The 23,914-nt window shown below is 47.9% G+C and carries 23 protein-coding genes and 1 tRNA gene; 16 read left to right on the forward strand and 8 right to left on the reverse strand.

All coding sequences use genetic code 11. The features are described from left to right. Positions 1-30 precede the first annotated feature (30 nt). The 5 genes from aspD to ACTJJS_RS33335 all read left to right on the forward strand — a co-directional run bounded on the left by aspD (position 31) and on the right by ACTJJS_RS33335 (position 8,656). Positions 31-1,677 carry an aspartate 4-decarboxylase gene (gene aspD / locus ACTJJS_RS33315; RefSeq protein WP_440668352.1) on the forward strand — a complete coding sequence of 549 codons (1,647 nt, stop codon included), beginning with the start codon at positions 31-33 and terminating at the stop codon, positions 1,675-1,677. Between the two features lie 28 nt (positions 1,678-1,705). Then, positions 1,706-2,755: a type II asparaginase gene (locus ACTJJS_RS33320; RefSeq protein WP_440668354.1), complete on the forward strand. Its 1,050-nt coding sequence runs from the start codon at positions 1,706-1,708 to the stop codon at positions 2,753-2,755. 270 nt (positions 2,756-3,025) lie between these two features. Then, positions 3,026-5,404: an ABC transporter permease gene (locus ACTJJS_RS33325; RefSeq protein ID WP_440668356.1), complete on the forward strand. Its 2,379-nt coding sequence runs from the start codon at positions 3,026-3,028 to the stop codon at positions 5,402-5,404. Positions 5,405-5,448: 44 nt separating this feature from the next. Next, complete coding sequence (locus ACTJJS_RS33330) at positions 5,449-6,597, forward strand: putative sensor domain DACNV-containing protein (RefSeq protein ID WP_211092737.1); 1,149 nt, start codon at positions 5,449-5,451, stop codon at positions 6,595-6,597. A gap of 16 nt (positions 6,598-6,613) precedes the next feature. Continuing rightward, complete coding sequence (locus ACTJJS_RS33335; RefSeq protein ID WP_440668358.1) at positions 6,614-8,656, forward strand: TonB-dependent receptor; 2,043 nt, start codon at positions 6,614-6,616, stop codon at positions 8,654-8,656. Between the two features lie 21 nt (positions 8,657-8,677). Here ACTJJS_RS33335 and ACTJJS_RS33340 read toward each other — a convergent pair whose 3' ends face one another. Then, positions 8,678-9,685 (reverse strand): RNA ligase (ATP), encoded by a 1,008-nt coding sequence (locus tag ACTJJS_RS33340; protein WP_440668359.1) that lies wholly within the window; start codon positions 9,683-9,685, stop codon positions 8,678-8,680. Between the two features lie 86 nt (positions 9,686-9,771). On the opposite strand from ACTJJS_RS33340, the gene ACTJJS_RS33345 reads away from it, so the two are divergent. Together ACTJJS_RS33345 and ACTJJS_RS33350 are read left to right on the forward strand one after the other, a co-directional pair. Continuing rightward, positions 9,772-10,632, forward strand: a complete 861-nt coding sequence (locus ACTJJS_RS33345; RefSeq protein WP_440668361.1) for a DUF6630 family protein — start codon at positions 9,772-9,774, stop codon at positions 10,630-10,632. Between the two features lie 67 nt (positions 10,633-10,699). Further along, positions 10,700-11,191 (forward strand): DinB family protein, encoded by a 492-nt coding sequence (locus tag ACTJJS_RS33350; RefSeq protein WP_440668363.1) that lies wholly within the window; start codon positions 10,700-10,702, stop codon positions 11,189-11,191. Between the two features lie 45 nt (positions 11,192-11,236). Here ACTJJS_RS33350 and ACTJJS_RS33355 read toward each other — a convergent pair whose 3' ends face one another. The 4 genes from ACTJJS_RS33355 to ACTJJS_RS33370 are packed head-to-tail and all read right to left on the reverse strand — an operon-like array spanning position 11,237 to position 14,000. Continuing rightward, positions 11,237-11,704: an ATPase gene (locus ACTJJS_RS33355; protein WP_168873476.1), complete on the reverse strand. Its 468-nt coding sequence runs from the start codon at positions 11,702-11,704 to the stop codon at positions 11,237-11,239. A 34-nt stretch (positions 11,705-11,738) separates the two neighbouring features. Next, complete coding sequence (locus tag ACTJJS_RS33360) at positions 11,739-12,557, reverse strand: helix-turn-helix domain-containing protein (RefSeq protein WP_440668364.1); 819 nt, start codon at positions 12,555-12,557, stop codon at positions 11,739-11,741. Next, complete coding sequence (locus tag ACTJJS_RS33365) at positions 12,529-13,470, reverse strand: hypothetical protein (RefSeq protein ID WP_440668366.1); 942 nt, start codon at positions 13,468-13,470, stop codon at positions 12,529-12,531. The genes ACTJJS_RS33360 and ACTJJS_RS33365 overlap by 29 nt, the downstream gene beginning before the upstream one ends. Beyond that, positions 13,470-14,000 carry a GNAT family N-acetyltransferase gene (locus ACTJJS_RS33370; protein ID WP_440668367.1) on the reverse strand — a complete coding sequence of 177 codons (531 nt, stop codon included), beginning with the start codon at positions 13,998-14,000 and terminating at the stop codon, positions 13,470-13,472. The genes ACTJJS_RS33365 and ACTJJS_RS33370 overlap by 1 nt, the downstream gene beginning before the upstream one ends. 150 nt (positions 14,001-14,150) lie before the next feature. Here ACTJJS_RS33370 and ACTJJS_RS33375 point away from each other — a divergent pair. Then, positions 14,151-14,223: transfer RNA gene (locus ACTJJS_RS33375), tRNA-Lys, on the forward strand. Between the two features lie 160 nt (positions 14,224-14,383). Here the strand turns inward: ACTJJS_RS33375 and ACTJJS_RS33380 are convergent. Continuing rightward, a complete protein-coding gene (locus ACTJJS_RS33380) occupies positions 14,384-16,006 on the reverse strand; it encodes a hypothetical protein (protein WP_440668368.1) in 1,623 nt (540 codons plus the stop codon). 190 nt (positions 16,007-16,196) lie between these two features. Here ACTJJS_RS33380 and ACTJJS_RS33385 point away from each other — a divergent pair, with 190 nt between their 5' ends. The 6 genes from ACTJJS_RS33385 (at position 16,197) to ACTJJS_RS33410 (ending at position 20,853) form a co-directional block, all read left to right on the forward strand. Further along, entirely contained in the window at positions 16,197-16,910 is a 714-nt protein-coding gene (locus ACTJJS_RS33385) for a hypothetical protein (protein ID WP_440668369.1), read from the forward strand. A gap of 102 nt (positions 16,911-17,012) precedes the next feature. Continuing rightward, positions 17,013-17,351 carry a helix-turn-helix domain-containing protein gene (locus tag ACTJJS_RS33390; protein ID WP_440668371.1) on the forward strand — a complete coding sequence of 113 codons (339 nt, stop codon included), beginning with the start codon at positions 17,013-17,015 and terminating at the stop codon, positions 17,349-17,351. A gap of 439 nt (positions 17,352-17,790) precedes the next feature. Continuing rightward, positions 17,791-18,153, forward strand: a complete 363-nt coding sequence (locus ACTJJS_RS33395) for a plasmid mobilization protein (protein ID WP_078668357.1) — start codon at positions 17,791-17,793, stop codon at positions 18,151-18,153. Further along, positions 18,143-18,916: a relaxase/mobilization nuclease domain-containing protein gene (locus tag ACTJJS_RS33400; protein WP_440668373.1), complete on the forward strand. Its 774-nt coding sequence runs from the start codon at positions 18,143-18,145 to the stop codon at positions 18,914-18,916. Before ACTJJS_RS33395 ends, ACTJJS_RS33400 begins: the two co-directional genes overlap by 11 nt. Positions 18,917-18,953: 37 nt before the next feature. Continuing rightward, positions 18,954-19,553, forward strand: a complete 600-nt coding sequence (locus ACTJJS_RS33405) for a hypothetical protein (RefSeq protein WP_440668375.1) — start codon at positions 18,954-18,956, stop codon at positions 19,551-19,553. Between the two features lie 88 nt (positions 19,554-19,641). Next, positions 19,642-20,853 carry an IS256 family transposase gene (locus ACTJJS_RS33410; RefSeq protein ID WP_440668377.1) on the forward strand — a complete coding sequence of 404 codons (1,212 nt, stop codon included), beginning with the start codon at positions 19,642-19,644 and terminating at the stop codon, positions 20,851-20,853. A gap of 175 nt (positions 20,854-21,028) precedes the next feature. Here the strand turns inward: ACTJJS_RS33410 and ACTJJS_RS33415 are convergent, their stop codons facing one another. After that, positions 21,029-21,463, reverse strand: a complete 435-nt coding sequence (locus ACTJJS_RS33415) for a helix-turn-helix domain-containing protein (protein WP_188091516.1) — start codon at positions 21,461-21,463, stop codon at positions 21,029-21,031. 185 nt (positions 21,464-21,648) lie between these two features. On the opposite strand from ACTJJS_RS33415, the gene ACTJJS_RS33420 reads away from it, so the two are divergent. Both ACTJJS_RS33420 and ACTJJS_RS33425 read left to right on the forward strand, forming a co-directional pair. After that, positions 21,649-22,098, forward strand: a complete 450-nt coding sequence (locus ACTJJS_RS33420; RefSeq protein WP_440668380.1) for a hypothetical protein — start codon at positions 21,649-21,651, stop codon at positions 22,096-22,098. A 10-nt stretch (positions 22,099-22,108) separates the two neighbouring features. Then, the gene (locus ACTJJS_RS33425; RefSeq protein ID WP_440668382.1) at positions 22,109-22,402 is read left to right on the forward strand and encodes a hypothetical protein; all 294 of its coding nucleotides are present in this window, start codon (positions 22,109-22,111) and stop codon (positions 22,400-22,402) included. Between the two features lie 64 nt (positions 22,403-22,466). Here the strand turns inward: ACTJJS_RS33425 and ACTJJS_RS33430 are convergent, their stop codons facing one another. Further along, positions 22,467-23,831, reverse strand: coding sequence for a tyrosine-type recombinase/integrase (locus ACTJJS_RS33430; protein WP_440668384.1), 1,365 nt, complete (start codon positions 23,829-23,831; stop codon positions 22,467-22,469). Positions 23,832-23,914 lie beyond the last annotated feature (83 nt).

Below are 23,914 nucleotides of genomic sequence, written 5' to 3' on the forward strand. Positions count from 1 at the left end.
TATTAGCTATCTCCCAAAAATATTTACCGTATGGCCCTGACAAAAATTAAAACCAGCAGAAAGCGGGAACACTTGCTGGAAAGCCTGAGTCCTTTCCAGTTAAAAGACAATCTCATTAGTCTTGCACAGGACGAAAGCCGCAAAGCCGCCACCGTGATGCTGAACGCCGGCAGAGGCAACCCCAACTGGGTGGCCACTACGCCGCGCGAAGCCTTCTTTACACTCGGCCTTTTTGGCATCGAGGAATGCAGAAGGGTGATGGACAATGCAGAGGGACTGGCCGGTATTCCTGATAAAAAAGGCATCGCCAAAAGATTTGAAAAATTTCTGTCGATCAATAAGACGGCGCCTGGAATAGACCTGCTGCAGAAGGTCTATAAATATGGCCTCAAGCAACATGGCTACGACGCCGACGCCTGGGTGCATGAACTGGCTGAAAGTGTGATCGGTGATCAATACCCGGAGCCCGACAGGATGCTGTCGCACATGGAACCTATCGTGCACGACTATATTATCCAGGAGATGTGCAATAACGAACCGCCTGCCGGCAAATATGATCTCTTTGCGGTGGAAGGCGGTACAGCTGCCATGTGCTACATCTTCGATTCGCTGATGCAGAACTTCCTGATCAAAAAAGGGGACAAGGTGGCCCTGATGGTGCCGGTGTTTACGCCCTACATCGAAATACCGGAACTGGAACGCTACAGTTTTGATGTGGTGGAAATCAAGTCCAACACCATGAACAAAGACGGGCGTCATACCTGGCAGTACCCCGACAGCGAACTGGAGAAATTGAAAGACCCCTCCATTCGTATATTGTTTGCCGTGAATCCCAGCAACCCGCCTTCTTCGGCCATCCATCCGGATTCGCTGAAGAAGATCATTAAGATCGTAAAGAAAGACAATCCCGGTTTGATGGTGGTGACAGACGATGTGTACGGTACTTTTGTGCCCGGCTTCAAATCCCTGATGGCGGCCATTCCCTACAATACGATCGGGGTGTATTCCTTCTCCAAATATTTCGGTTGTACCGGATGGCGTTTAGGCGTGATCGCTATACACCAGAAAAATATGTTCGATGACAATATCCGGCGGCTTCCGGCGCCGGCTGCGAAGGCGCTCAACAAACGTTACGGCAGCATTACGCTGGACCCGCAGCGGCTGAAGTTCATTGACCGTATGGTGGCCGACAGCCGCCAGGTGGCCTTGAACCATACAGCGGGCCTGTCGTTGCCGCAGCAGACACAGATGATGCTGTTTGCCGCCTTTGCCCTGCTGGACACTAAGAACAAATACAAAACACTCACACAGGTGCTGGTGCAGAAACGCCTGAAACTCTTGTGGGACGAGCTGGAGATACCATTGGTGAAAGACCCGCTGAATGCAGGTTACTATTCTGAAATAGATATACAGGTGTGGGCGGAAAAAGTATATGGTGATAAATTCTTTAAATGGTTACAACAACATTTTGAACCGGTGGACATCCTGTTCCGGCTGGCGGAAAAGACCGGCGTGGTATTGCTGAATGGCGGCGGGTTCGATGGTCCTGAGTGGTCCGTGCGTGTATCGCTGGCCAATCTGCCTACCGCGTCTTACTCCGTTATTGGTAAACGTATCACTGAAATTATGCGGGAATACGCCAGCGTATGGAAAAGTAACGGAACTTTGAAAAAATAATCTTCCCCCAACATTAAAAAGCGGTTGTATGAAAAAACTGTTATGTGTTATCTGTTCGCTGATGATTTGTTTCGCGGTCTTCGCGCAAAAACTTCCCCGTGTCAAAATCCTGGCCACCGGCGGTACCATTGCCGGGAAAGGCGCGTCAGCAGACCGCGCGGCCTACAAAGCAGGTTCACTGCCTATCAAAGACCTGATAGATGCAGTACCGGGCATTGACAAGGTGGCGGAAATTACAGGTGAACAGATTTCCAATGTGGGCAGCCAGGACATGACGGTAGATATCTGGATTAAGCTCAACAAACGGATCAATGAAATCTTTAAAAACAATGAAGCCGATGGTGTGGTGATCACACATGGTACCGATACGCAGGAGGAAACAGCATATTTCCTCAGTCTCACCTGCCGCTACGATCATCCTGTTGTGCTGACGGGCTCTATGCGCCCGGCGACGGCCATCAGCGCTGACGGTCCCAAAAACCTCTATGACGCGGTGACTGTCGCCGCCAGCCCCAATTCCCAGGGCCGTGGCGTGATGGTGGTTTTCAGTGAAAATATTTTTGACGGTCGTGGCGTGGAGAAGGTCAGCACCACCCATGTGGACGCGTTCAAATCGCCGAACGCCGGTCCGCTAGGACAGGTATACGATGGTAAGGTGGTGTTCTATATGCATGATCTGCGCAAGGCCAATAAAAACACGCCTTTTGATATTACCGGTTTGGATAAACTGCCTAATGTGGCCGTGGCAGAACTCTATGCCGACGCGCCTTCTACCGCTATCGATGCTTATGTGGCTTCCGGCGTGGATGGCATCGTTGTCTCCGGGCTGGGCAATGGTAATCTCAATAAGGCCAATATGGAAGCGGTGACACGCGCAGTGGCCAAGGGCGTGGCGGTATGCCGCGGTTCCCGAGTGGTGTCTGGCCGTGTAACGCTGTACGACGAAACAGACGACGCCAAACTGGGCACCTTTGTGGCCGATGACCTCAGCTCACAGAAAGCCCGCATCCTGCTGATGTTGGGCCTTACGCAGACAAAAGACAAGAAAACCCTGCAACAGTATTTCTTTACGTATTGATACATCCCCCCAAAGAAGAGAGCCATAAACACGAGGCTGGCCAAGAGGGCCGGCCTCTTTTTTTGCGCGGCCCCTTACGGAAAACGAGGATGGCATTACTCCCTGTTTCCCTGTAACGCTGGCCTGGTATGATCATCGGCGAATTAAAAACGATGCTGCATAAGCGAACATCCCCTGTATCAAAACCGAACATATTTTATTTATCTATATATAAAAAATATTGGTTTAAAGAGATCACCAGTTTGGCATTTTTATTAGATTGTCACCGACATGATCAAGAACTACTTCCTGGTTGCCTGGCGCAACCTCCTCAACAACAAGGGCTATAGTGCCATTAACATTTTCGGGCTGGCGGCCGGTATGGCCGTTGCAATGGTGATTGCGTTGTGGGTGGTGCATGAATATTCGTACGACCGGTTTATGCCGGACCATGAGCGTTTATACAGGGTGCAGCGCAACTTCGACAGTAACGGTGACACGCTCACTTTCACAACAGTTTCGCTGAAGCTGGCAGATGTACTGCGGAATGAGATCCCGGAAATGGAGTATGTATGCGAGACCGACTGGCTGGGCAATCACGCGCTGAAAGCGGGTGAGCGCAAAGTAGTACTGAACGGTGGCGGGGTACAGGACGACTTTCTGAAGGCTTTTCAGTTCCGTCTCTTACAGGGCGATGCCGCCTCTGTGTTTAAAAACCCTTTTTCCATCGTGTTGACTGAATCCGCTGCCAGGGCCTTGTTTGGAAACGAGAACCCGATGGGTAAGCTGGTACGCATAGATAATCGGCACGACCTGGCGGTAACCGGCATTCTGAAAGATCTGCCGTCTACTTCTTCTTTTCGTTTTAAATACCTCTATCCTTTCAGTTTCCTGGACAAGACCAACAGCTTTGTGATGGGCAACCGTAAATCCGGTACTTTCAGCGGCAATGCTTTTCAGCTATTCGTGAAGGTCAGACCGAAAGTTAACCTGGCGCAACTCGCATCGAAAATTGCGTTTCTGGAGAAAAGAGAGAAAGGAAATACCAATGCGGAGAGATCCATTGTGATTTTGCAACGGATGGACCGTTGGCATCTCTTCGGTAATTATGAGAATGGCAAGGAATCCGGCGGTTTTATCGACTACATCCGGATTTTCAGCAGCATCGGCATATTGGTGTTGCTGATAGCCTGTATCAATTTCGTGAACCTCACCACTGCACGGTCTGAGAAACGTGCGCGGGAGGTAGGTATCCGTAAGGCCGTTGGTTCCAGGCGCCTGCACCTGGTGGTGCAGTTTCTGGCGGAATCATTGACCCTGACTTTTATAGCCCTGTTGTGCAGCCTGGTGATGGTGGCAGTGGCGTTGCCTTTCTTTAATAAGATGACCGGCGCGGAAATTCATATACCCTTTACCGATATCCGTTTCTGGATGATTACATTGGTGTGCGTGACGGTGACTGGTATTGCGGCCGGTCTGAAACCGGCATTTTACCTGTCTTCATTCAACCCGGTCAAAACGCTGAAAGGCACCATTAAAACAGGCGCCTCCGCTACATGGTCCCGCAGGGCGCTGGTGGTAGTGCAATTCAGCTGTTCAGTGGTATTGGTGATCAGCACCCTGGTCATCTATCGTCAGATGAAATATGCCAAAGACAGGCCTACAGGGTTTGAAACAAACCGCCTGATGTCTTCCCAGCTAACGCAGGACATGGAGAAAACCAATGATGCTTTAAAACAGGACCTGCTGCAGAGCGGGCTGGTGAGCCATGTGAGCACCGCTTCCTGTCCGCCGGCAGACATCAACTGGCACAGTGATCTCGATGATTTTCCCGGTAAGTTGCCCGGAGAAACATTGGAGATGGGAGTGGTGCAGGCCGGCGACGACTATATCAATACCATGGGCATGAAGTTGCTGCGTGGCCGGGATTTCAGGCCTGGATTGTCCGACACGCTCAATGTGATCCTGAATGAAGCGGCGGTAAAGCGGTTGCGGTTGAAAGATCCGCTGACAAGTGAAATTAAATGGGACGATAAGCGGTTAAGAATAATAGGCGTGGTGCAGAATGCTTTGATGTCGAATCCTTTCCAGCGGGCCGAGCCAATGTTATTTACGAAATCTAACGACAATAATGGCTATTTGCTGTACCAGCTGGCGCCCGGCGTGACGCCGCATCACGCGGTGGAGCAGCTGGAGGCCATCTTTACCCGGCATAACCCTGCATTCCCCTATGTATATGAATTTGCGGACGATGCTTATAACAGCAAGTTTCACCAGGAGATGCTTACCGGCAGGTTATCTGGTATCTTCGCCATGCTGGCCATCATGATATCCTGTCTGGGCCTGCTGGGATTGGCCGCTTATATGGCAGAGCAGCGTACAAAGGAAATTGGCGTGCGCAAAGTGTTGGGCGCATCGGTCGCGCAGGTGTGGTTCCTGTTGTCCAAAGACTTCATCGTCCTGGTATTGTTGAGTTGCCTGATCGCTTCACCCATCGCTTTATATTCGCTGGAGCGCTGGCTGTCGCAGTACGACTACCGTATCACGCTGGGACCGGCCGTGTTCCTATACGCCGCAGTAGCGGCGCTGACGGTCACGCTGGCAACCATCAGTTTTCAGTCCATTAAAGCAGCTATGGCCAACCCGGTGAAGAGCCTCCGTTCCGAATAGGCAGGCTTTGCGTATATTTATGCCTGAAATTAAAGAGAAAGGGCATGGCACTGACAACAGAATCGACATATCAGGCAGCATCAGCAGTAGCCGACATTATAGAATCGCATTTTATCAAACATCTTGAAACCGCGAAGGAAGAGGGCGTCGAGAATCTGGCGACGGCCCCTTCGGCGCGCGTGGTGGAGAAAATCATCGACGTGGCTTTCTGGGCCAGCCTGCGGCGGGAAGAAGGCAATGCCACCCGCATGTCGCTGGCATTTGTGAGCCCCGAGCAGGCAGGCAAGCCGTTGCTGTTTGAACAGCCGCTGCCTCTCACGCCGCAGGTGCTCACCAAACTGGCGCCCGGCGTGGAGAGGGCCGGTATCCATGTGGGGGTGTGGTATAACGGCGATGAGCTGTGTATCTGGGGCACCACCATCAAACTACCTAATTTCTGTTTTGTGCTGGACGTGTCCGAGCCGGGATTGCTGGTGGTCAAACACCGGCGTATCATGGGGCTTGGCAAGTTCACCAACGTGGCCATGCTCAAAGGTGACCAGATAAAAGTGGTGGACGAAAATTCCGGTTACCCGATGTGCAGCCCGGCGCTGTTAAGATCACTCCTGGGTATTGATTCCTCTTCTCTCTGGAACAACCCTGAAAACGTGCTCATACAGATCGCGGTGTCCATGCGGGCGCATAAGCGGGGAGGCATCCTGCTGGTGGTGCCGGACAAAAACTCTTCCTGGAAAGAATCTATCGTACAACCGTTACAATATCCGATATCGCCGGCTTTTGCAGGCGTGGCCGACCTGATACGCCAGGAGAGTTCCACCGTCAGCGAAATTTTCTGGCAGAACGCGCTGCGCCGGGAGGTGGAAAATATCAGCGGCCTTACCGCCGTGGATGGCGCTACCATTATCAATCAGCATCATGAGCTGCTGGCCTTTGGCGCCAAGATCACCCGTGCCAGTTACTCTTCCCCGGTGGAAAAAGTGCTGATGATGGAACCTGTGCTGGGTGGCACTCCGGCCTACGTGCATCCTTCCGCCATTGGTGGTACCCGGCACCTGTCGGCCGCCCAGTTTGTGCACGACCAGCCCGATGCCATTGCGCTGGTAGCCTCCCAGGACGGTTACTTTACCATCTTCTCCTGGTCTGTCACCAAACAGATGGTACAGGCGCACCGCATAGATATCCTGCTGCTCTAACAGACAAATCAACCGAATGAAAGCTCCTTTAATGGCCACCATATCACTGGCATTTGCGTTGCCGCTGGCCGCGCAGCAGGACACCCTGCACCGTCTGCCGGAAGTGGTGGTGAAATCCTATTTGTCGAAAGAACCGTTATTGCGTATGCCCACAGCCGTTAGTGTGCTGTCTCCGCAACAGCTGGCGCTGCAACAGGGCGCCTCTATGGTGCCGGCGTTCAACAGTGTGGCCGGCGTGCGGATGGAGGAGCGCTCTCCCGGCAGCTACCGGCTGTCTATCCGCGGCAGCCTGCTGCGCTCTCCCTTCGGCATACGCAACGTAAAAATATATATGGATGAAATCCCCCTGACAGATGCAGGTGGAAATACCTATCTCAATCTGCTCGACCCGGCGGTGCTGACGAGCGCCGAAGTGCTGAAAGGCCCCGATGGCAGTCTGTTTGGGGCCAACTCCGGCGGCGTGGTCCGGCTGGACGTGCTGCCACAGGCAACAGACAGCACCCGGTTACAGGCAGCTGTACAAGGCGGCAGTTACGGTCTATTTCACGCCACGGCCGGTTACCGGCAACAACTGGGGAACTACGGCTTTCAGCTGTTCCAGGGTTATCAGCAGGCCGACGGCTACCGGCAGAATACCGCTATGCACCGCTCCTATACGCAGCTGGGGCAACGGTGGGAATATAAGCCGGGCTACGTGCTGAAGATGCTAGGCTTTTATTCCGGTCTGGGGTACCGTACGCCTGGCGGTTTGACACTGGCGCAGCTGGACAAGGACCCGCGTGCCGCTCGTCCGGCCACGCCGACTTTGCCGGGAGCTGTCACGCAAAAAGCCGGTATCTACAACCGCACCGCGCAGGGCGGACTGGTGCATGAAGCACAGTTCAGCCCCCGCTGGCAGCACGTGATCGCCGTGTTCGGCGCCAATACGCACTTTGAGAACCCGTTTATCACCAACTACGAAGCACGTGATGAAAATACTTTCGGTTTCCGCACCTATCTGTCATGGACCAATAAACCTGCATCATCGTTGTTTCAATGGAGATGGCAGGCCGGTATTGAATGGCAACGGACCGTTTCTGATATCATCAACTACAACAACAACCAGGGCACCCGCGGCGCTGTACAGGTAGCGGACAAACTCACGGCCGGACAGTATTTCTATTTCTCGCGCTTCCATGCACAGCTAAAACGCTGGACAATGGAGGCCGCCGCCAGTATGAACTACTATCATTACACCTATAACCGCGACGGCAATACGAAAGTGGCCTTTACGCCGCAGGTGATGCCGCGTTTGTCATTGTCTTACCTGGTCAATGAGCAACTCACCGGCAGGGTGACTGTCAGCAGGGGATATTCGCCACCGGCAACAGCTGAAGTAAGGGCGTCCGATAATATTATCAATACCGCTTTACGGCCGGAGACCGGCTGGAACTATGAAGCAGGGCTGCGGCTGCTGCCGGTGTCACGCCGCTATTCGCTGGATGTGACGGGCTTCCATTACCGCATGCAGGACGCTATCGTGCGTAAGCTGCGGGACAACGGGGCGGAGTTTTTCGTCAATGCCGGCGGCGTAAACCAGACAGGCGTAGAGGTGGAAGGCATGCTGCAACTGATGCAGCCGCGCGTGCGTGGTTTAGTGCGCGGACTGGAACTACGCGGCAGCTATACCTGGAGTGATTTTTATTTCAGGGACTATGTAAGCAGCGGCAAGGACTTTTCGGGTAACCGGCTGACCGGGGTGCCACGTACCGTTGTTGTATCGGGGCTGACAGTGTATTTACCGAAGGCGGTTTATTTGTATGTGGCGCATAATTATACCAGCACCATTCCGTTGAACGACGCCAACAGCGCCTATGCACGCGGGTATCACCTGATGCAGTGCAAGGCGGCGTGGCAGTTGCCCATCTCCGGAAAATGTAAAATCAGTGTACAGGCAGGGGCGGATAATTTGTTGAACCAGTCTTACAGTTTGGGTAATGACCTGAACGCAGTGGGAGAGCGGTATTATAATCCGGCGCCGGGCCGTACTTATTTCGGGGGCATCAATGTGGCGCTGTGATCTCTCTACAGCACCACCTGTCTATTTGTCATTCAACAGAAATTTGTTGGATATCACTTTAAAGGATATACGTTTATCCGCAGAACGGATCACCAGGCCTTCGCGTTCCACATATTTACCGGCCGGGCTTAAAGCGGAAGTGCCTTCGGCGGCCAACAGGAGTTCGTCGACCGTGTCCGGCAGTGTGAAAGCCGTGTCCAGTATAGGCACATGTTCCAGTCCCATTAGCCTGATTATCTCCCGAAAAGCAGGCAGGGGCAGATAAGTATAAGCATCGATATCAAACGCATTGAAAAAACGAACAGTCTGACCTTTGATGCCATAAGGATTTCCCTGTATCCCTTCACCGATCAGTTCTCCCTGTAATCCCATGTTTTTGTCCAGTGCTGCCAGCCTGGCCGGCAGATGCAGCCGGTGGGCTATTTTCCAGAAAGTGTTGTCCGTTGTTTCCAGCAGGTCGAGGTTACGGGAGCATACGCCAAATTCACCATCCCGGAAGTAGAAGGTGGCAGAAGAGCCATCCAGTTTTTCCGTTACATAGAAGGTTTCATTTTTGTACGCTTCATATTCCGCGCTGAGGTTCTGAATGCGTTCTTCATCCGTTTTCGGGATAAAGGAAGGAAAGTTGCCTTTGGCTACGCCCGCCAGGGATGCGGGCATCGGTGGTTCGTACTTCACGATGCCCAGTCTGGCAGATACATCTTCTCCCAGCGTGTATGCGTAACCGTTTAGTACAGTTACAGGCATCAGCAGGCCTTGAGAGATCTGTCCGCGCAAGCGCATAGTTTTCAATCTGAAGCCAGGGATGCCGGCCATGGTGCGGAAGGAGCTTTTACGCAGAAATTCAAAATCCTCTTTTTCGGGCAGGAAAGAATCGATCTCACAGTACACTGCATGATCGCCAATGCGGAATTCCTGTTTTTTAACAACCAGTTTCCATCCTTTTACAGTGGCTACTTCTATCAGATCAGCGCCGGGTATGGGCTGTAGGTCGTCTATTACAACGACAGACGCAAGTTTGCGTTCCATTAGGTTAGGTAGTTTTAAGGTTAACAAAATATATGAGGGCGCAAAGATATATGTTTTTTTAATGTAGATGCCTTTATTTTTGTGGTATGACGGAACATATTCTTCAGACAAGATACGTGGAGAAACTGGTAAGGGCCCTTGAAGAGGAGCCAGGGAGGCATATCCATCTGCCGGTAAGAGGATTAAAGGGAGACATCGTGGCGTCTCTGGTGGAGGACAGCCCATTGCTGGCCTCACTGCCGGAAGGCACGCGTTTGAAGTTTGATACCGCCCTGAAGGTGCGTTACCCTTCAGATCCGGTGGAGGTGTTCCTGGTGTTTACCGGTCGTGAGCCGGTGGTTTTTTTCCGTGATGAGTTGCTTGCCGACGGTCATGAGCACCTGGAAATAGCGCTCATTGCGTTGTTGCGAGAGCTGCATATTGCTATTGCCCGTGCCATAGCAATTCCCGAATTGCTGCGGCACCGTTCCGCCGAAGAGGAGCTGGCGGACCTCCGTGAGCTGATAGCACTGTTGACGCCAGGCGTGTATGCCGATGACGCTGACCTTGATACTATTGCACAGGCGCTGTATCTGGCATGGAGCGCGCCGTCGTCGTTTGCGGCTTTCCATCCGGAGTTTATGGAAGAGGAAGAAGGAGACGATTTGTTTCTGTCTGTGCTGGAAAAGGCCGTGCCGGTGGTGTATTGCAGCCGGCATCCTGCCGCCGCTGAACTGGAAGAATGCCTGAGTGAGCTGACCGGAGAAGACTTTAATCTGCCCGCGTCATTACCGGAAGCGGCATTGTTTGAACAGGCGCAGGCGCAGTTACAGCCATTAGGCTGGCTGCTTGTGCATATGGATGCTTCCCCGGAAGACCGCTGCCTGCTGGTAGTGCGGCCGGCAGACGCTGCCCGCGTAATCGCCCTCGCGCAGCGGTTTAATGTCACCATTAAAAATATTTTTTAAGGCTGCTGACATAGGGTTGTCACTCCGCGTTTTTTACTTTGTTTTCAGAAAACAAAATATAACCACCATGTCTGAAATTCAAGCACTGTTAAAAGAAATGGAACAGGAGGCCGCTACCACCCGTAAGATGCTTTCGCGTGTACCGGAAGATAAATATGACTGGAAGCCGCATCCCAAAAGTATGACATTGGGGCGCCTGGCTACCCACGTGGCAGAATTGCCGGGTTGGGTGACGATGACGCTGAACACTTCCGGGCTGGATTTTTCCAAGGGGGAGTATTCGCCGGTAGTGGTAAAAAACGCGGCGGAGTTGATGAATTACTTCGAGACCACCCTGGCGGACGCCAAACAACGACTGACAGCCGCAACACCTGAGGACCTGGAAGGAACATGGACCCTGCGGGATGGAGATACCGTTTTGGTTGAGCAGACCAAAGCAGAATTTATCCGGACGTGCTACAGCCAGATTGTGCACCACAGGGCACAACTGGGCGTATATCTTCGTCTTTTGGACATACCAATCCCTGGCAGCTACGGGCCAAGTGCTGACGAGTATTGATGATGTCACGCCTTTCTGCCGGTTCGGGCCCGGTGGAAAGGCGTTTTATGCTGAGCAGTATTGAACGAATTTGTCTAGGATAAAATCCCATCCTTCGGGGTTGTTCATCGCTTCCCGGTACAATCCGCCTTTCTGACCGTGCCGCGCGAAATGCCGGTGCCCGAAGTCGATCCTTGTCTTCTGATCACTCTCCTTAAAAAAGTGAAGGAACACTTCACTGGCCTTGTCCGGGTCTGGCTCCGGCATCCTGTCGGGCCCTATCTGCCATAAAAAGGCAATGCTTTCCCCTTCAGTCAGGAAAATCACCCGGCCCCAGTCGCACCTGAATTCATATGGGCCTGTTTCAGTGCAAAGTCCGTTTACCGCCGGATGGATGCGGAGGTTCAGCAGTTTTTCCCCCGACCAGGTATAAGCTTTGGGCCACCATTCATTGATTTCGTAGACGAATTTAGTATAGGCCTGGTCCGGCGCTACCGGTACCTGCAGGTGCCTTGTGATATTTGGTATTTCCATGGTTGTCTTCGCACAATTTTCAGGCCGGAGTGTGTCACAGTTCCAGGGGACTGCACCCGGTAAGGGCCTTTGCATCTTTGGCAAAATGTGAAAAGTCCGTGTAGCCGAAATCTTCATAGTAGAAGTTATAACCACGCGATCTGTATTCCTGTAAGGCTTTTTTAAAGCGGACAGTTTTCTGTGCAAACTTGGGTGTTACACCTACTGTCGAGAGGAAGTACCGTCTCAGGGAAGCGTAGGTCACGTGCAGGCTGCCACAGAGATGTTGCAGCCCTTTTTCGTTCCTGAGCTGCAATGACTCAAATTTACGCAGGCAGTGCTCAACGATCTGAAACCGGTGGTCGTTGCCGGGAAGCTGTAACAGCATTCGCTGTAAGACCTCGTTGCAAAGCCTGACGCGGTCTGCGAAACCATTGGCAGTGCCCAGTTGTTCTTCCAGGTCCGGATTTTTGAACAAACAGGGCAGTGGCAGCTGGTTGTTTTCCAGTTCGGCCGGCGGACAACGAAAAAGCGTCACTGCGCAGCCGGGTTTTAACTTGATAAAGAACATCAACGTGCCGGGGGCGTACGTGCTGCTGCAGGAATGGGTCAGATGTCCGAGGAACTGAGAATGTTGTAACAGCAGCACTTTGCCGTTGGCGTCGTTAACGGATGTCCATGCGGCAGGGCGCAACTGAAAAGCCAGCAGTGTGGTCATGGCCGGGAGTCCTTTCATGGACTGGCTCGCAGTCGCTGTTGACAGATCTATCTCAAAATAATATTCAACCAGTGAGCAAAGGGCAGGGGAAGGGTAGGCGATCCTGAGCGGATGGCCTTTTTCGTTTTCAAATATTACTTTGCTGGTGTTGCGCATATTTGATAAGCAGGCTTAAGCCTATGCCGGATATAAGGCAGCGTTCCTTTTTGTTGCCTGTCAGCTGTTGTGTCCAGTCTGTGAAACCTCCGTCCGCAATTTCCATTTCCGGGCCTTGTTCGGGTTGTATCAGCACCTTAAACTGCAGCCCTTTGTAGTAGTTGTTTTCCTCCGCATGCGGTTCAACAGCCATCTTCATGGGCACGCCGGTAGTCAGCGCTCCGATGGCGGAGATCAGCGTATCACCGGGATAGCCTCCGCGCGGAATGATTTTCACCGATATCTGCTTTATAGTAAAAATAACAGTTAGCAGCCAATAAATATGCAGCAGCTGCTCTTTTATCGTGGTGAGTTCGAACGAATAGTTGCCGGTATCTTTTCCTGCAGCCACCATACACGCCACTTTAAAGTGAGGCGTATAGCCTTTTACCGGCAGGCGCATCGCACGGATATGCCGGTGGACAGTGCTGTACCGCAGTATTTCGCTGTTGAACCCGCCGGCGCTCCGGATGCCCGCCATATGGAGCGCCAGCGCATTGGTAGCGTCGGCCATCACTTCCGTATGGCGAATGGCGGAGATGATCTTGTTCTGACTAACGGTACCCACAACCGCGCAACTGCCGAACTGCCCTACAGGCGATAGCTCCAGCGGTTGATAGTGTTGCTGCCGCAGATAGCGCAGTATCTCCAGTTCTTTTTCCAGCATCAGGACCATGTCCGTATCAGCCGGTTGCGCAAAGGAATTGCGCTGGTACTGTTGCAGCAGCGAGCCGGCCGGCGTCTGCTCCGCCCGCAAACGGAACACTTCTATCAGCAACGACGACAGGTCCGAGCCACTGAGGGAACAGAGCGCCTCAGGCATGCCGGGCACCCCGGCTTTTTCTGCAATTTTTTGAGCTATATGATCAGTCATCAGCAATTCAGTTTAACCATCAGGTGTTCATCATACAGGCGGCCCTGCTTGATAATCGCTTTTTCTTTCACCGCTTCCAGGTGATAGCCGTTTTTTAGCAGCACTTTTTTGGAAGCATCATTATACGCAAATATACCTGCGTAGATCCGGTAAATGTTCAGTTCCCCGAAAGCCCAGGCCGTCACAAGCGCCACCCCTTCCGTGGTGATGCCTTTGCCATGGTAGGGCGCCCCCAGCCAGTAGCTGATTTCAGCAGCATGATAATAGATGTCTGTTTGCCGGGTAAGGGAGATAACACCCGCAATCTGATCATCTGCATAGATGCCCCATACGTGGTCCAGTTTACCTTGCTGAATAAGTGCAAAGAATATTTCCGCATCTTTCAGCGAGTAGGGAGAAGGAAAACTGTCTCGCAGGTTGGCCGCAATAGCAGGATTGTTGGCCAGCACAGACAGCTCCTGCAGATCGGTATGGGCAATGGCTTTCAGCGTAACGCCGTGTTTCCCGGTGAGGGTAATAATAGTTTTCATGGTACAAAAGTACAGCGGCCTTACAGGCGTGCTGGTGTAAAAAACTTACAATTTTTTGTGCGGTTTTCAGGGGTATAGGCTGAGAATCAAATATTTATTTTGCAGAATAAAATAATTTTCTATCTTTGCACTCCCTTCGAAAAAGGGAATGATTCCGTAGCTCAGTTGGTAGAGCAATACACTTTTAATGTATGGGCCCTGGGTTCGAGTCCCAGCGGGATCACAGACAACTTACAAACCTCGCGCTTGGCGCGGGGTTTTGTTTTTTACTCTATAATTTATTCTATAAAAACTGTGAGTGGCTTTCTGATAGACGTAGCTTTATAAAAAACGAACTATCTGTACAAATCTATAGCTTTATTTAAGTCAATCAAAACAAATGTTTAATTCTTTAGAGCATTACCATCTGTTCTAATCTTCGTTAAGATGTCCTCCATTGTATTACTAGGATATTGGCTCATATAGTCAAATAGAACCCATCTAAAACGTACGATCATATCCAGAAAAGAATTATATAGCTTAATGCCAGCCCGTTCTTGATAAATGCCACCATGTTGTATCATATTCCTTTGTTCATACGCTTCTGTCAACATAGAAAAATATGCCGTATAAACCAGCCTATATCGCTGCGGTGTCATTTTTTTATTTGTTAATTCAAGCATGTAAGTAAAAGAAGCACTTTTTATTAGTTTTGCTGCGTCTTCGAGCTCTTCTTCACCATGGACATACTTTCTCATTTCCTCCCGGCTAATATTTATGTCTATCCCATTTAACATACAATAGTGAATAGTATTCCGCAGATGAGCTCTAATTCTTCGAGAGCGTTGTTTCTGTTCACTAATTAAAAGCGATAGAGCTACAGTTTCTCGTATAAAAGTATCCTCTCTCTGCAACAAAATTTCAATGTAATGCCACAGTTGAGCAACATTTCTATCCATTCTTGCTTTTAAGAAAGTAGGCTCATATGATAAAAAAAAGTTGGCTGTTTGTATATTGTTTTTATAGAAAAAATTATATGCATTATCTTCAATTATACTAATATCCTGCGCATCCAACATGTGAATAGACCTATCCCCAGTTATATGATAACCGTAGTTCTCAAAGTCGTTTGTATAAATATATGCCTTCGTGTCAATTTGATAAGTTCTGTCTAATATAGCATTCATAAATTCGATGGTGACAGATGCTTTTGTCAATGCTTCAGGATGAGCAATTGATAAACTATGAAAGTTAGTCTCAACAATGCAAAATGCAAACTCGTCATTAAAATGTCTTTCTAACAAATCTCTGTCCATCTTCATCAAATGAGCCTCTAATCCTTTTAAGATTTCATTTTGAGGGGAAACTATTTTATTTCCATTATGGACAAATTTGTAATCTTGTGGCAGCTTTAGTCCTCTTATTTTGAAAATGATATTGCTAAACTCTTGTTTTTCGTTTACTAAATTCGATATAGCAATAAGCCTGGTTTCGATATTGACTTTAGTAAAGAATTCCTGTCTCTGCTTATCAGTGGTAATGTTGGCAGGATAAGGAAACATTTTATAGTTTGATGTAAAAATGTTGGAGAATAATTTTTCCGTTTCTTTTTTTCCTTTTCTGATGAACAGTAATTCAGATGCCAATAGCCTTGTATGAAACCGCAGTTCACTGCTATGTTTATTTAAAGGATGTTCACAAGTAATAAAAGAGATAATTTCCTTTATTGATTTATCAACCATTTCTTTCTTCAACTGTGTATTTAAACTCATAAAGTTTGTAGTCACTTGGTTGATATCCGCTTGAACTAAGTTGTATTTTTCTCCTACCTTGTTGAAATGCTCATAGCTGTCAATAAAGGCTTTGACATTACTGAATGTGTTAAAAGTAGATAGGTACTCGCCATATGTATCTATTAATTTAGAAAAATGCAAATTCAAGTAATTAATACATTTCTTGTCTTCAGAATTATGTTTCAATTGCAAAATTATTCTATCGACAATAGATATTGGATTATCCAATTCCATATCATAAAGTAATCCAAATGTTAGATTGCAAAACTTAAAATATTCGACGAAGTAATTCAACTTTGAATCCAACAAGGCGTTGCCACTTTTTAGCCGATTTATCCCGGTCATATTATCTTTATTGATAATTTATATTGTGGTTGAAATTTGTTATATTTAGTTATTGCAATTTATTTAAAAGGATTTGTGTATGAAAAAGAATTTGACATGGTTGCAGTCCTTCGCTACCTTTGACCTCCCCCTAACAAACAACTACATTGAGCAAACATTTGTAACTACCCACAACTATTTCCGAAAGGAATACCAAGGTTGGAGCCTAAATGCTACCCGTAAAAAGGTAGTCGCCAATTATTGGATTCGGCATGTTTTAGTTCATTTTGCAGCACTTTATTTAGTGGCCGTAGTTAGTACCCTACCAGTTACTAACAGTTTTACCCGATTTTATATCCCTAGCCTCTTTCTGACAGGAATGATTAGCTTTCCTATATTGGTTTTGGGGCTTTATGGTCAGCTTTTTTACTTCGATTTTCTGCCCAAGTTGGATACCATCATGGAGAACTATGAGGGTAAACAATTACAGCATCTTAAAAAGTGTCAACAGGCACAAATGTCCAATTTCGCAGCCGCAGTTGTTTATTATGCTTTGGCTAAAGCCAGCGGGTTACAGATAACGGGAGCAAACCGCCAATACGGAGAGCGGTTAATGCATCTGTTCGGCAAAGACCCAGACGATATGTATAGGGCTTTAAAACTGATTACCTGTAAAGTACAAACGCTTTCCCCTCATAAGCAAACCGAAATTGGGAAAAGTCTGGAAGAAGCTCACAACTTCTTTGAAGTTATCGAATTCTCTTCGGGAATTAAGGTTGTGGAACAACTAGACGCAAAATTAATGAGGTTGTAGGTCTGTATAACTACATGCCAAACGTTGTCAAGCCCGTAAAAAGTATACTTTACTTTTTACGGGCTTGTTGTTTTACTATAGTTGCAGAAAAATCGTAGAGCTATGCAAGACAATGTGAAGAATGGAAGTACAGCAACGCCAATGCTATTTCCTTACGAACCGGGGCAGTTCTGGCAGAATGTCCGTCAGATCATACGTGAGGAAGTCCAACAGGCAGAAAAAGGCCGGCCCGCTTCCCCGGTTTATGAAACACCCGGCTTGACCTACAAGCCGCTTTTTAAGATTGCCGAGGTATGCTCCCTGTTCCAAGTGTGCCGGCAGACTATCTACGACTGGGTTAAGGATGGTAGGCTAAAGCCTTACAAGATCAAATCCAGAGTCTATTTTCTTTGGAATGACATACAGCGATTGTTGCAGCCCGGAGAACGGCCGAAAGAATGACAGGTAGCGTTGCTACCTGTCGCGGAAATCCGGCGGGGCTGTTCCACGCAGCCCCTGCCCGCGAAGATCGAACGGGCCGCCTTTGGCATCCCGTTCGGGAAGATGGTACAGGCGGCGTTGCCACCTGTACGCTGAGATCGGGCGGGGGCTGCTTTGCGCAGGCCCCACCCGCGAAGATTGAACGGGCCGCCTTCGGCATCCCGTTCGCGGATTCGGAACGGGCTTCGCTCCGTTAGCGAGCGGTGTTTTTGCTGCGCAAAAACCGCTCGCCCCCTCGCTCCCGGTGGTCGCAAGGGGGAAGTGCGGAGATCTTAGCGGAGAATGACGGGCATCTTCGCTACCCGTCTGCGGAGAAAGTACAGGCGGCATTGCCACCTGTACGGGAAGATCGGGCAGGGCAGCAGAGCTGCCAGCCCTCAAAGATTAAAACGTAGCAGTTATGGAACAGACGCAGGAAAAGAAGAAAGGTAAAGGCGGCAGGCCGCCTAAAGCCGTAAAGAAAGAAATTCGTACGGGTATACGGTTTACCAGAGCCGAGTATTTTATCGTCAAAGAAAAGGCCATTAAAGCAGGTTTGCGCTACACTGGCTATATCCGTCAGATGGCATTGTTTGGAGGTGTTATAGCCCGTTTAAACGACGAGGAACGGGCATATATCAAACAATTAATAGGGATGGCAAATAATATCAATCAGGTATCGAAACAAGCCCACAAAGAGGGCATGTTAAATGCCATGCTACTTTTTGAAAGTTACCGTAGCCAGATTGATAACCTATTAAACTGGTTAAGACGTGATAAGTAAAGTAATTACCGGTAAATCTTTTTATGGCTGCTGTCGTTATGTTTGCGCAGATGAACAGAGGGCCGAAATACTGGAGGCAGAAGGGGTGAGAGATTACAGCTACCGGCACATGGGCAATGATTTTGAAATGAGCCGGCAACAGTTACCAGACAAGCGAAAGGCTGTTTTTCATGGCATCCTTAGCTTTTATCCTGGTGAACAGTTGACGAATGAAGCAATGGCGCAGATAGGGCGGGAATACCTCGAAAAGTTAGGTATCACTAATACCCAGTATGTGATAACAAAGCATACCGATACCGATCATTTGCACCTGCATATTATCGCTAATTTGGTCAACAACCGTGGAAAGGTAATCCGTGATAACTGGATAGGATTACGCGGTAAGAAGGCCGCGCAACAGCTTACGCAAAAGTATCAGCTTATTCCTGCCATCGAAAAGAAAATAGCCCTCACCAACCTGCAAGCCCTTAATCATGAAGAAACAGCCCGCTATGAAATTTTTCAGGCTATTGAAACTGTATTGCCCGGCTGTAAAACCTTGCCAGCATTGGAAAAAGAGCTGGTGAAAAAAGGGATAGACGTACAATATAAGCACAAAGGAAATACACAGCAATTACAGGGCATTAGTTTTAAAAAAGGATTGTATGCCTTTAAAGGCAGCAGCATTGACCGGAAATATTCCGTATCAGGCTTACAAAAGATAATGCAGCAGCAGATTACACAAGAACAGCAGCAAGTAAAAAAACGTGGTTTGCGCCTGTAATAGTAAATCTATTTAAGAATGAATTAAACTATGAGTTATGAATGAGTTGTTATTGCAGACAATTGTAGATAAGTTAAATAAAATTGATGAAGGTATCCGGCAAATAAATAGCGCGGCGCCGCAAATGCCGGACTATACAGAACAGTTAAAGAATGTCAGTACTTCTTTAGAGCAGATAAGAGCAGATGTAGCAGGAATGCCGGAGCGCCTGAAATTTCCTACAGCGGCGGTTTATACGCTATCGCAAAATCTTGAAATAAATAATGATCTGCTGAAACGTCCGCCCATACAGGAAATAAAGCATCATCATCACGTAAGGGCGGGGGTGATTGTCTCCGCTTGCCTGTTCCTGTTGCTTGTCTTAGGGGCTGTATGGTTATTCAACACACGCTCCATTTTACAGGCTTATAGGGCAGGAGATATAAAATACCGTTACATGCAGCTACAGGGCGGGAAACAGCTGCACCCATTTCTGTCTACGATAGATAGCTTGTATCATGCGCAGCCGCAAGCCTTCCGGGATAGCGTTCTGCACTGGGAGGAAGAAAGACAGCGCATAGCAGTTATGCTACATGAAGCACGGGAAAAAGAGGAAGAAGCAGGCCAGTTAAGGAATAGAGCGAAGAGAAATCGGTAAATCTGTTTTTCCGGGGGAGGGGCTAACGCCACCGAGACTATTACATAAAGTGTGTCAGTAAAAAGTTTTTTAACTTTAAACTGACAATATGGAAAAGCAAAACTTTGATTTCGAAGCCTTCAAGAAGCAAGCGGCGAGCCGTTTGAAGAACGGAGATACGCTTTTAGGTAAGAACGGCGTGCTAACGCCGTTGCTAAAGGAGTTTCTTGAAGGCGCCCTGGATGGTGAGTTGGAAGCGCATATTGAAGATGAAGGAGATGCCAACCGTAAGAACGGAAAAGGGCGTAAACAGGTAAAGACCGCCATTGGGTCGGTAGATATTAACCCGCCACGCGATCGTAATGGGACATTCGAGCCTGAGATAGTTCCCAAACGTCATAAAACTCTTGGGGTAGATTTGGATCGACAGATCATTTCTTTATACGCCCGTGGAGCCAGCTACAGCGATATCCGGGATCACCTGATGGATATGTATGGCTTGGAGGCTTCTACAGCCACGATAAGCCGTGTTACAGATAAAATTCTGCCATTGATACAAGAGTGGCGCAGTCGCCCTCTTGAGAGGGTTTACCCGTTCGTCTGGCTGGATGCCATCCATTATAAGGTCCGCCATGAGGGACGGGTTGTCAGCCGCGCTGTTTACTGCATTATAGGCCTTAATCAGGAGGGCTACAAAGAGTTGCTGGGTATGTATGTCGGGGAGAATGAAGGTGCTAAATTCTGGCTGCAGGTATTGACAGATCTACAGAATCGCGGTTTGGAAGATATCTTCATTGCCTGTATAGATAATCTTCAGGGCTTTGCTGATGCCATAGAAAGTATCTTCCCAAAGACCGAGGTTCAGCTCTGTATCGTACATCAGATACGCAATTCTCAGAAATATCTTTCCTACAAGGATGTTAAGCCATTTATGAAAGATCTTCAAAACGTCTACAAGTCCACTACTGCTGACCAGGCAGAACGAAGCCTTGATCAGCTGGAATCTAACTGGGGAACCAGGTATCCCAAAGTGATTGAATCCTGGCGAAAAAACTGGCCAAGATTGAGTAGCTATTTTCAGTACAACAAAGACATTCGCCGAATCATGTATACAACCAATATTATTGAAGGCTTCCACCGGCAGCTTCGCGCTGTTACAAAGTCAAAGGGCGCCTTCCAGTCGGAAGATGCCCTCATGAAGCTCTTATTCCTTGTCCAGGAGAATATATGTGCCAAATGGAACAAGCCAGTACACAACTGGAATCAGACATTGGCCCAATTATCTATTATCTTTAGTGAACGATTAAAACTTAATCTTTAATCACCCTGACACACTTTTTGTAATACTACCCGCCACCCCTCCCCCCATGCCCCCTCCCGGCGGGGGTTTCAAACAATAGTGTGATCGTGTAATTGCCGATATTTTACCGTCTGATCGAAAACAGAAAAGCCACTGTGTAAAAACAGTGGCTTTTGTATGTGTGGTTTTAACTATCTTATTTCCCGCCCTTCTTATCATTCAGCAATTTCTCCAGCATTTCTATTTTTTCCCGCTCACTTTTCAATAGCTCTTTATAAAGCTGCTCGTTCTTCTCCATAGCATCAACCCATTTTTCAAAAGGGTTGATGGTGCATTTATAGTATTGTGCGTATGCGACAGATTCATCCGAAAACGTATTTGAGATAATGTTTACGGCTGCTTCTTCACTAAAATTCTTAATCGCTTCGGGGGATACTTTTAAAACCTTCGCCACCTGATCTAAAATATCAGATTCTACTTTCTCTTTCCCCTCAAGCAAGGAAATCTTCTTTTGCGTCCAATCATCGCCTAGATCAGCCGCCATTGCCTCTTGGGTTATATTCAACATTTCCCGGAATCGTTTGATATTCCGGCCTTCATGGATGCTTTTATTCATAGTAGTAATGCTCATGAAACAAATATAAGATTTTTTTACTGCTAAAATATGCCTTTATCCAGGATAATTTACCCCCTAAAATACTTGATTATTCCCATAAAATATGCTTATAACGAATTGATTATGATTTTATTGTATTTGATCTTGCATTAGTGTTTGAGAAAGACGTTTTTGTCATGATTTGTATTAAATCTATCACAATGGCTGATCTGTTATCTGATTTAGAGAAAATTACCCTTTACACCACAAAACAAAGCCTGACTGAGTACTGCTGGGAGCTATTTAGCATTGTTTTGTCCAGTTCAGAGGCTGACAGTTGGGATATGCGCCAGAGGAATCAGGCCATACTATTTTGCCGGTTCTTCGTGAACACAATTAACGCGGCCTTCTCTATAAAAGAAGCCCTAATGCGGGATAACATGACGCGCCTCACCGGTTTGCTGTGTCGTGAATTGGAGGAACATTTGGTTAATATGGAAGAATACCAATCGGAGGTTGATGTTGATGACCTAGAGCAATTCTTCGATGGATACGCAGAAATCCTCTTTAAACAGGACGAATGTCTGTTTGACGGCCTATCGCGTAAAATCAGTTTAAGCTATTTCAAAGATTTTTTTATTCGTCTGAGGTTAATTGATTTAACTTTCTAAATAATACATTATGAAATATGTTTATGTGAATGAGTCCGAATTAGAATCTAATCCTCTCAGAATTTTGTACAGTGCGTTTTTTAATGCGAGTGCAATGTTCAGGGCGCATATGTGTCGTGAATGTAATTTTAGTGAACCGACATTTTATCGTAAGATGCGGGAAGTGCATCAAAGAAATGGACGTATCCGCATTTTGCCTTTAAGTGGCGCGGAAAAGGACAAAGCTTGCCAAATCGCTGCATTAGTCAGCAAAAACTTGGTACAGGAAGTGGAAAGTCTTGTTATCTCGTTGAAGGTTGAGTGAGGTTGTTGAGTCTATAAAAGGTGTTGTTTCAATAAATTTGAAACAACACCTTTTTTGTTACCAGCTATCCTACATTAACCAAAGCTGTAGCTGTGATACCAATATCGCCCCGTTTTTCCCATATTTCCCTGATCTTCCGGCCCGCTTCCTCCGGCGTAATCCTGATGTACCGGTAAAAATCGCGCAGGCTTTTATGGCCGCTGATCTTCATTATCAACTCTACGGGTGTTCCCGCCAAAAACTCGTTAGTACAGAAGGAGCGGCGGCAGGTGTGTGAGGTTATCCACTCATGTTTGGGCTTTACCTGTACTATGTCTTTATTTCCCTTTTTATGGGAGAACTTTATTAACTCGCAAATGCCCGCCAGTTGTGCTACTTCTTTGATATGTCGGTTAAATTCGGGGTTACTGACCGCGGGAATCTGGCGGTTAAAGCGTTTAAGCAATATTTCCTCCGCCGCGTCCCTCAGTGGTACAACTACCCAATGGTCAGATTTTTCTTGTTTCTTATATAATGACCCTTTCCGTACGTCCTCCGGCTGGATAGACGAAAAATCGGAAAACCTTAGCCCTGTCAGGCAGCCAAGTACAAATAAGTCCCGGTACTTTGTCAGATGGGGCTTTTTGGATAGGTCTGCCTGATAAATCCGGTTAATTTCGGGCCAAGACAGGTATACGGCATCGGCGTCCTCGTCCAGTATTTTAAAATCGGATAGGTCAATAGGAGCGATAATTTTACGGCGCATTCTATCCCGCAGGAATATACGAAGCTGTTTAATAGTTTTGCCTACGGTGGAGGTTTTTAGCCCTTTTATCTGTTCCTTTTTACCGTCAATAACCTCCGATCTCCGGCGTTGAACATAGTCGTAAGTCAGATAATTGACAAGGCTTTCATACAGGTTAAAGTCAAAGGAATCGAATGTGATAGCGGCTTCCCGGTGTTCCTGAAAGGCCGCCATGTGGTCTTTCATGTTCTTATACACGTTCAGCATACCCGCCGAAACCTTATCCCGCTTGCATTTGATGTAGTCCTCTATCTGGAAAATCAGATCAAGATTGGTTTTAGGGTCGAGGGCCGCGGCCTGTTGGGCCTTTTGAGTAAGCGTAGCAATGTCAAATCCCGGTTTGAAAGTCGTTTTAAGGAATGAGAGAGGGTCAGTTATTTTTTCCTTTATAGCAAAATTTAGTATGTCCTGCACACTTCTAATGGCCCGTTGAAGTTGTTCATTAAGTGCTGCTGCCTTGCCGTAATTTTCAGGTAGGTTGTCGTCTATCCGTTGCCGTTTAAGGTTCCAGCACGAAGGAGGGATAGCTATACCTGAATTTAAAAGGGTACGCTTATCAATGGAATGGCAGTATTGGATGAAAATTACGCTTGTGCCGTCCCTGCGTACAAATTTCTTTTTGCATACTGGTTTGACTGGAAACATAGTTACTCTATAATTTACTCTATAAAAATTGTGTCGGCCTCTATAAAGGTAGTTTACAGAAAAACACCACGATGTTATAGAAT

Source organism: Chitinophaga sp. 22308, assembly GCF_052045305.1.
GTDB classification, from domain to species: domain Bacteria; phylum Bacteroidota; class Bacteroidia; order Chitinophagales; family Chitinophagaceae; genus Chitinophaga; species Chitinophaga varians_A.

Excerpts from the sequence above, each read along its gene's own strand:
- aspD (WP_440668352.1), top strand. The coding sequence starts at position 31 with ATGGCCCTGACAAAAATTAAAACCAGCAGAAAGCGGGAACACTTGCTG.
- ACTJJS_RS33320 (WP_440668354.1), top strand. The coding sequence starts at position 1,706 with ATGAAAAAACTGTTATGTGTTATCTGTTCGCTGATGATTTGTTTCGCG.
- ACTJJS_RS33325 (WP_440668356.1), top strand. The coding sequence starts at position 3,026 with ATGATCAAGAACTACTTCCTGGTTGCCTGGCGCAACCTCCTCAACAAC.
- ACTJJS_RS33330 (WP_211092737.1), top strand. The coding sequence starts at position 5,449 with ATGGCACTGACAACAGAATCGACATATCAGGCAGCATCAGCAGTAGCC.
- ACTJJS_RS33335 (WP_440668358.1), top strand. The coding sequence starts at position 6,614 with ATGAAAGCTCCTTTAATGGCCACCATATCACTGGCATTTGCGTTGCCG.
- ACTJJS_RS33340 (WP_440668359.1), bottom strand. The coding sequence starts at position 9,685 with ATGGAACGCAAACTTGCGTCTGTCGTTGTAATAGACGACCTACAGCCC.
- ACTJJS_RS33345 (WP_440668361.1), top strand. The coding sequence starts at position 9,772 with ATGACGGAACATATTCTTCAGACAAGATACGTGGAGAAACTGGTAAGG.
- ACTJJS_RS33350 (WP_440668363.1), top strand. The coding sequence starts at position 10,700 with ATGTCTGAAATTCAAGCACTGTTAAAAGAAATGGAACAGGAGGCCGCT.
- ACTJJS_RS33355 (WP_168873476.1), bottom strand. The coding sequence starts at position 11,704 with ATGGAAATACCAAATATCACAAGGCACCTGCAGGTACCGGTAGCGCCG.
- ACTJJS_RS33360 (WP_440668364.1), bottom strand. The coding sequence starts at position 12,557 with ATGCGCAACACCAGCAAAGTAATATTTGAAAACGAAAAAGGCCATCCG.
- ACTJJS_RS33365 (WP_440668366.1), bottom strand. The coding sequence starts at position 13,470 with ATGACTGATCATATAGCTCAAAAAATTGCAGAAAAAGCCGGGGTGCCC.
- ACTJJS_RS33370 (WP_440668367.1), bottom strand. The coding sequence starts at position 14,000 with ATGAAAACTATTATTACCCTCACCGGGAAACACGGCGTTACGCTGAAA.
- ACTJJS_RS33380 (WP_440668368.1), bottom strand. The coding sequence starts at position 16,006 with ATGGAATTGGATAATCCAATATCTATTGTCGATAGAATAATTTTGCAA.
- ACTJJS_RS33385 (WP_440668369.1), top strand. The coding sequence starts at position 16,197 with ATGAAAAAGAATTTGACATGGTTGCAGTCCTTCGCTACCTTTGACCTC.
- ACTJJS_RS33390 (WP_440668371.1), top strand. The coding sequence starts at position 17,013 with ATGCAAGACAATGTGAAGAATGGAAGTACAGCAACGCCAATGCTATTT.
- ACTJJS_RS33395 (WP_078668357.1), top strand. The coding sequence starts at position 17,791 with ATGGAACAGACGCAGGAAAAGAAGAAAGGTAAAGGCGGCAGGCCGCCT.
- ACTJJS_RS33405 (WP_440668375.1), top strand. The coding sequence starts at position 18,954 with ATGAATGAGTTGTTATTGCAGACAATTGTAGATAAGTTAAATAAAATT.
- ACTJJS_RS33410 (WP_440668377.1), top strand. The coding sequence starts at position 19,642 with ATGGAAAAGCAAAACTTTGATTTCGAAGCCTTCAAGAAGCAAGCGGCG.
- ACTJJS_RS33415 (WP_188091516.1), bottom strand. The coding sequence starts at position 21,463 with ATGAGCATTACTACTATGAATAAAAGCATCCATGAAGGCCGGAATATC.
- ACTJJS_RS33420 (WP_440668380.1), top strand. The coding sequence starts at position 21,649 with ATGGCTGATCTGTTATCTGATTTAGAGAAAATTACCCTTTACACCACA.
- ACTJJS_RS33425 (WP_440668382.1), top strand. The coding sequence starts at position 22,109 with ATGAAATATGTTTATGTGAATGAGTCCGAATTAGAATCTAATCCTCTC.
- ACTJJS_RS33430 (WP_440668384.1), bottom strand. The coding sequence starts at position 23,831 with ATGTTTCCAGTCAAACCAGTATGCAAAAAGAAATTTGTACGCAGGGAC.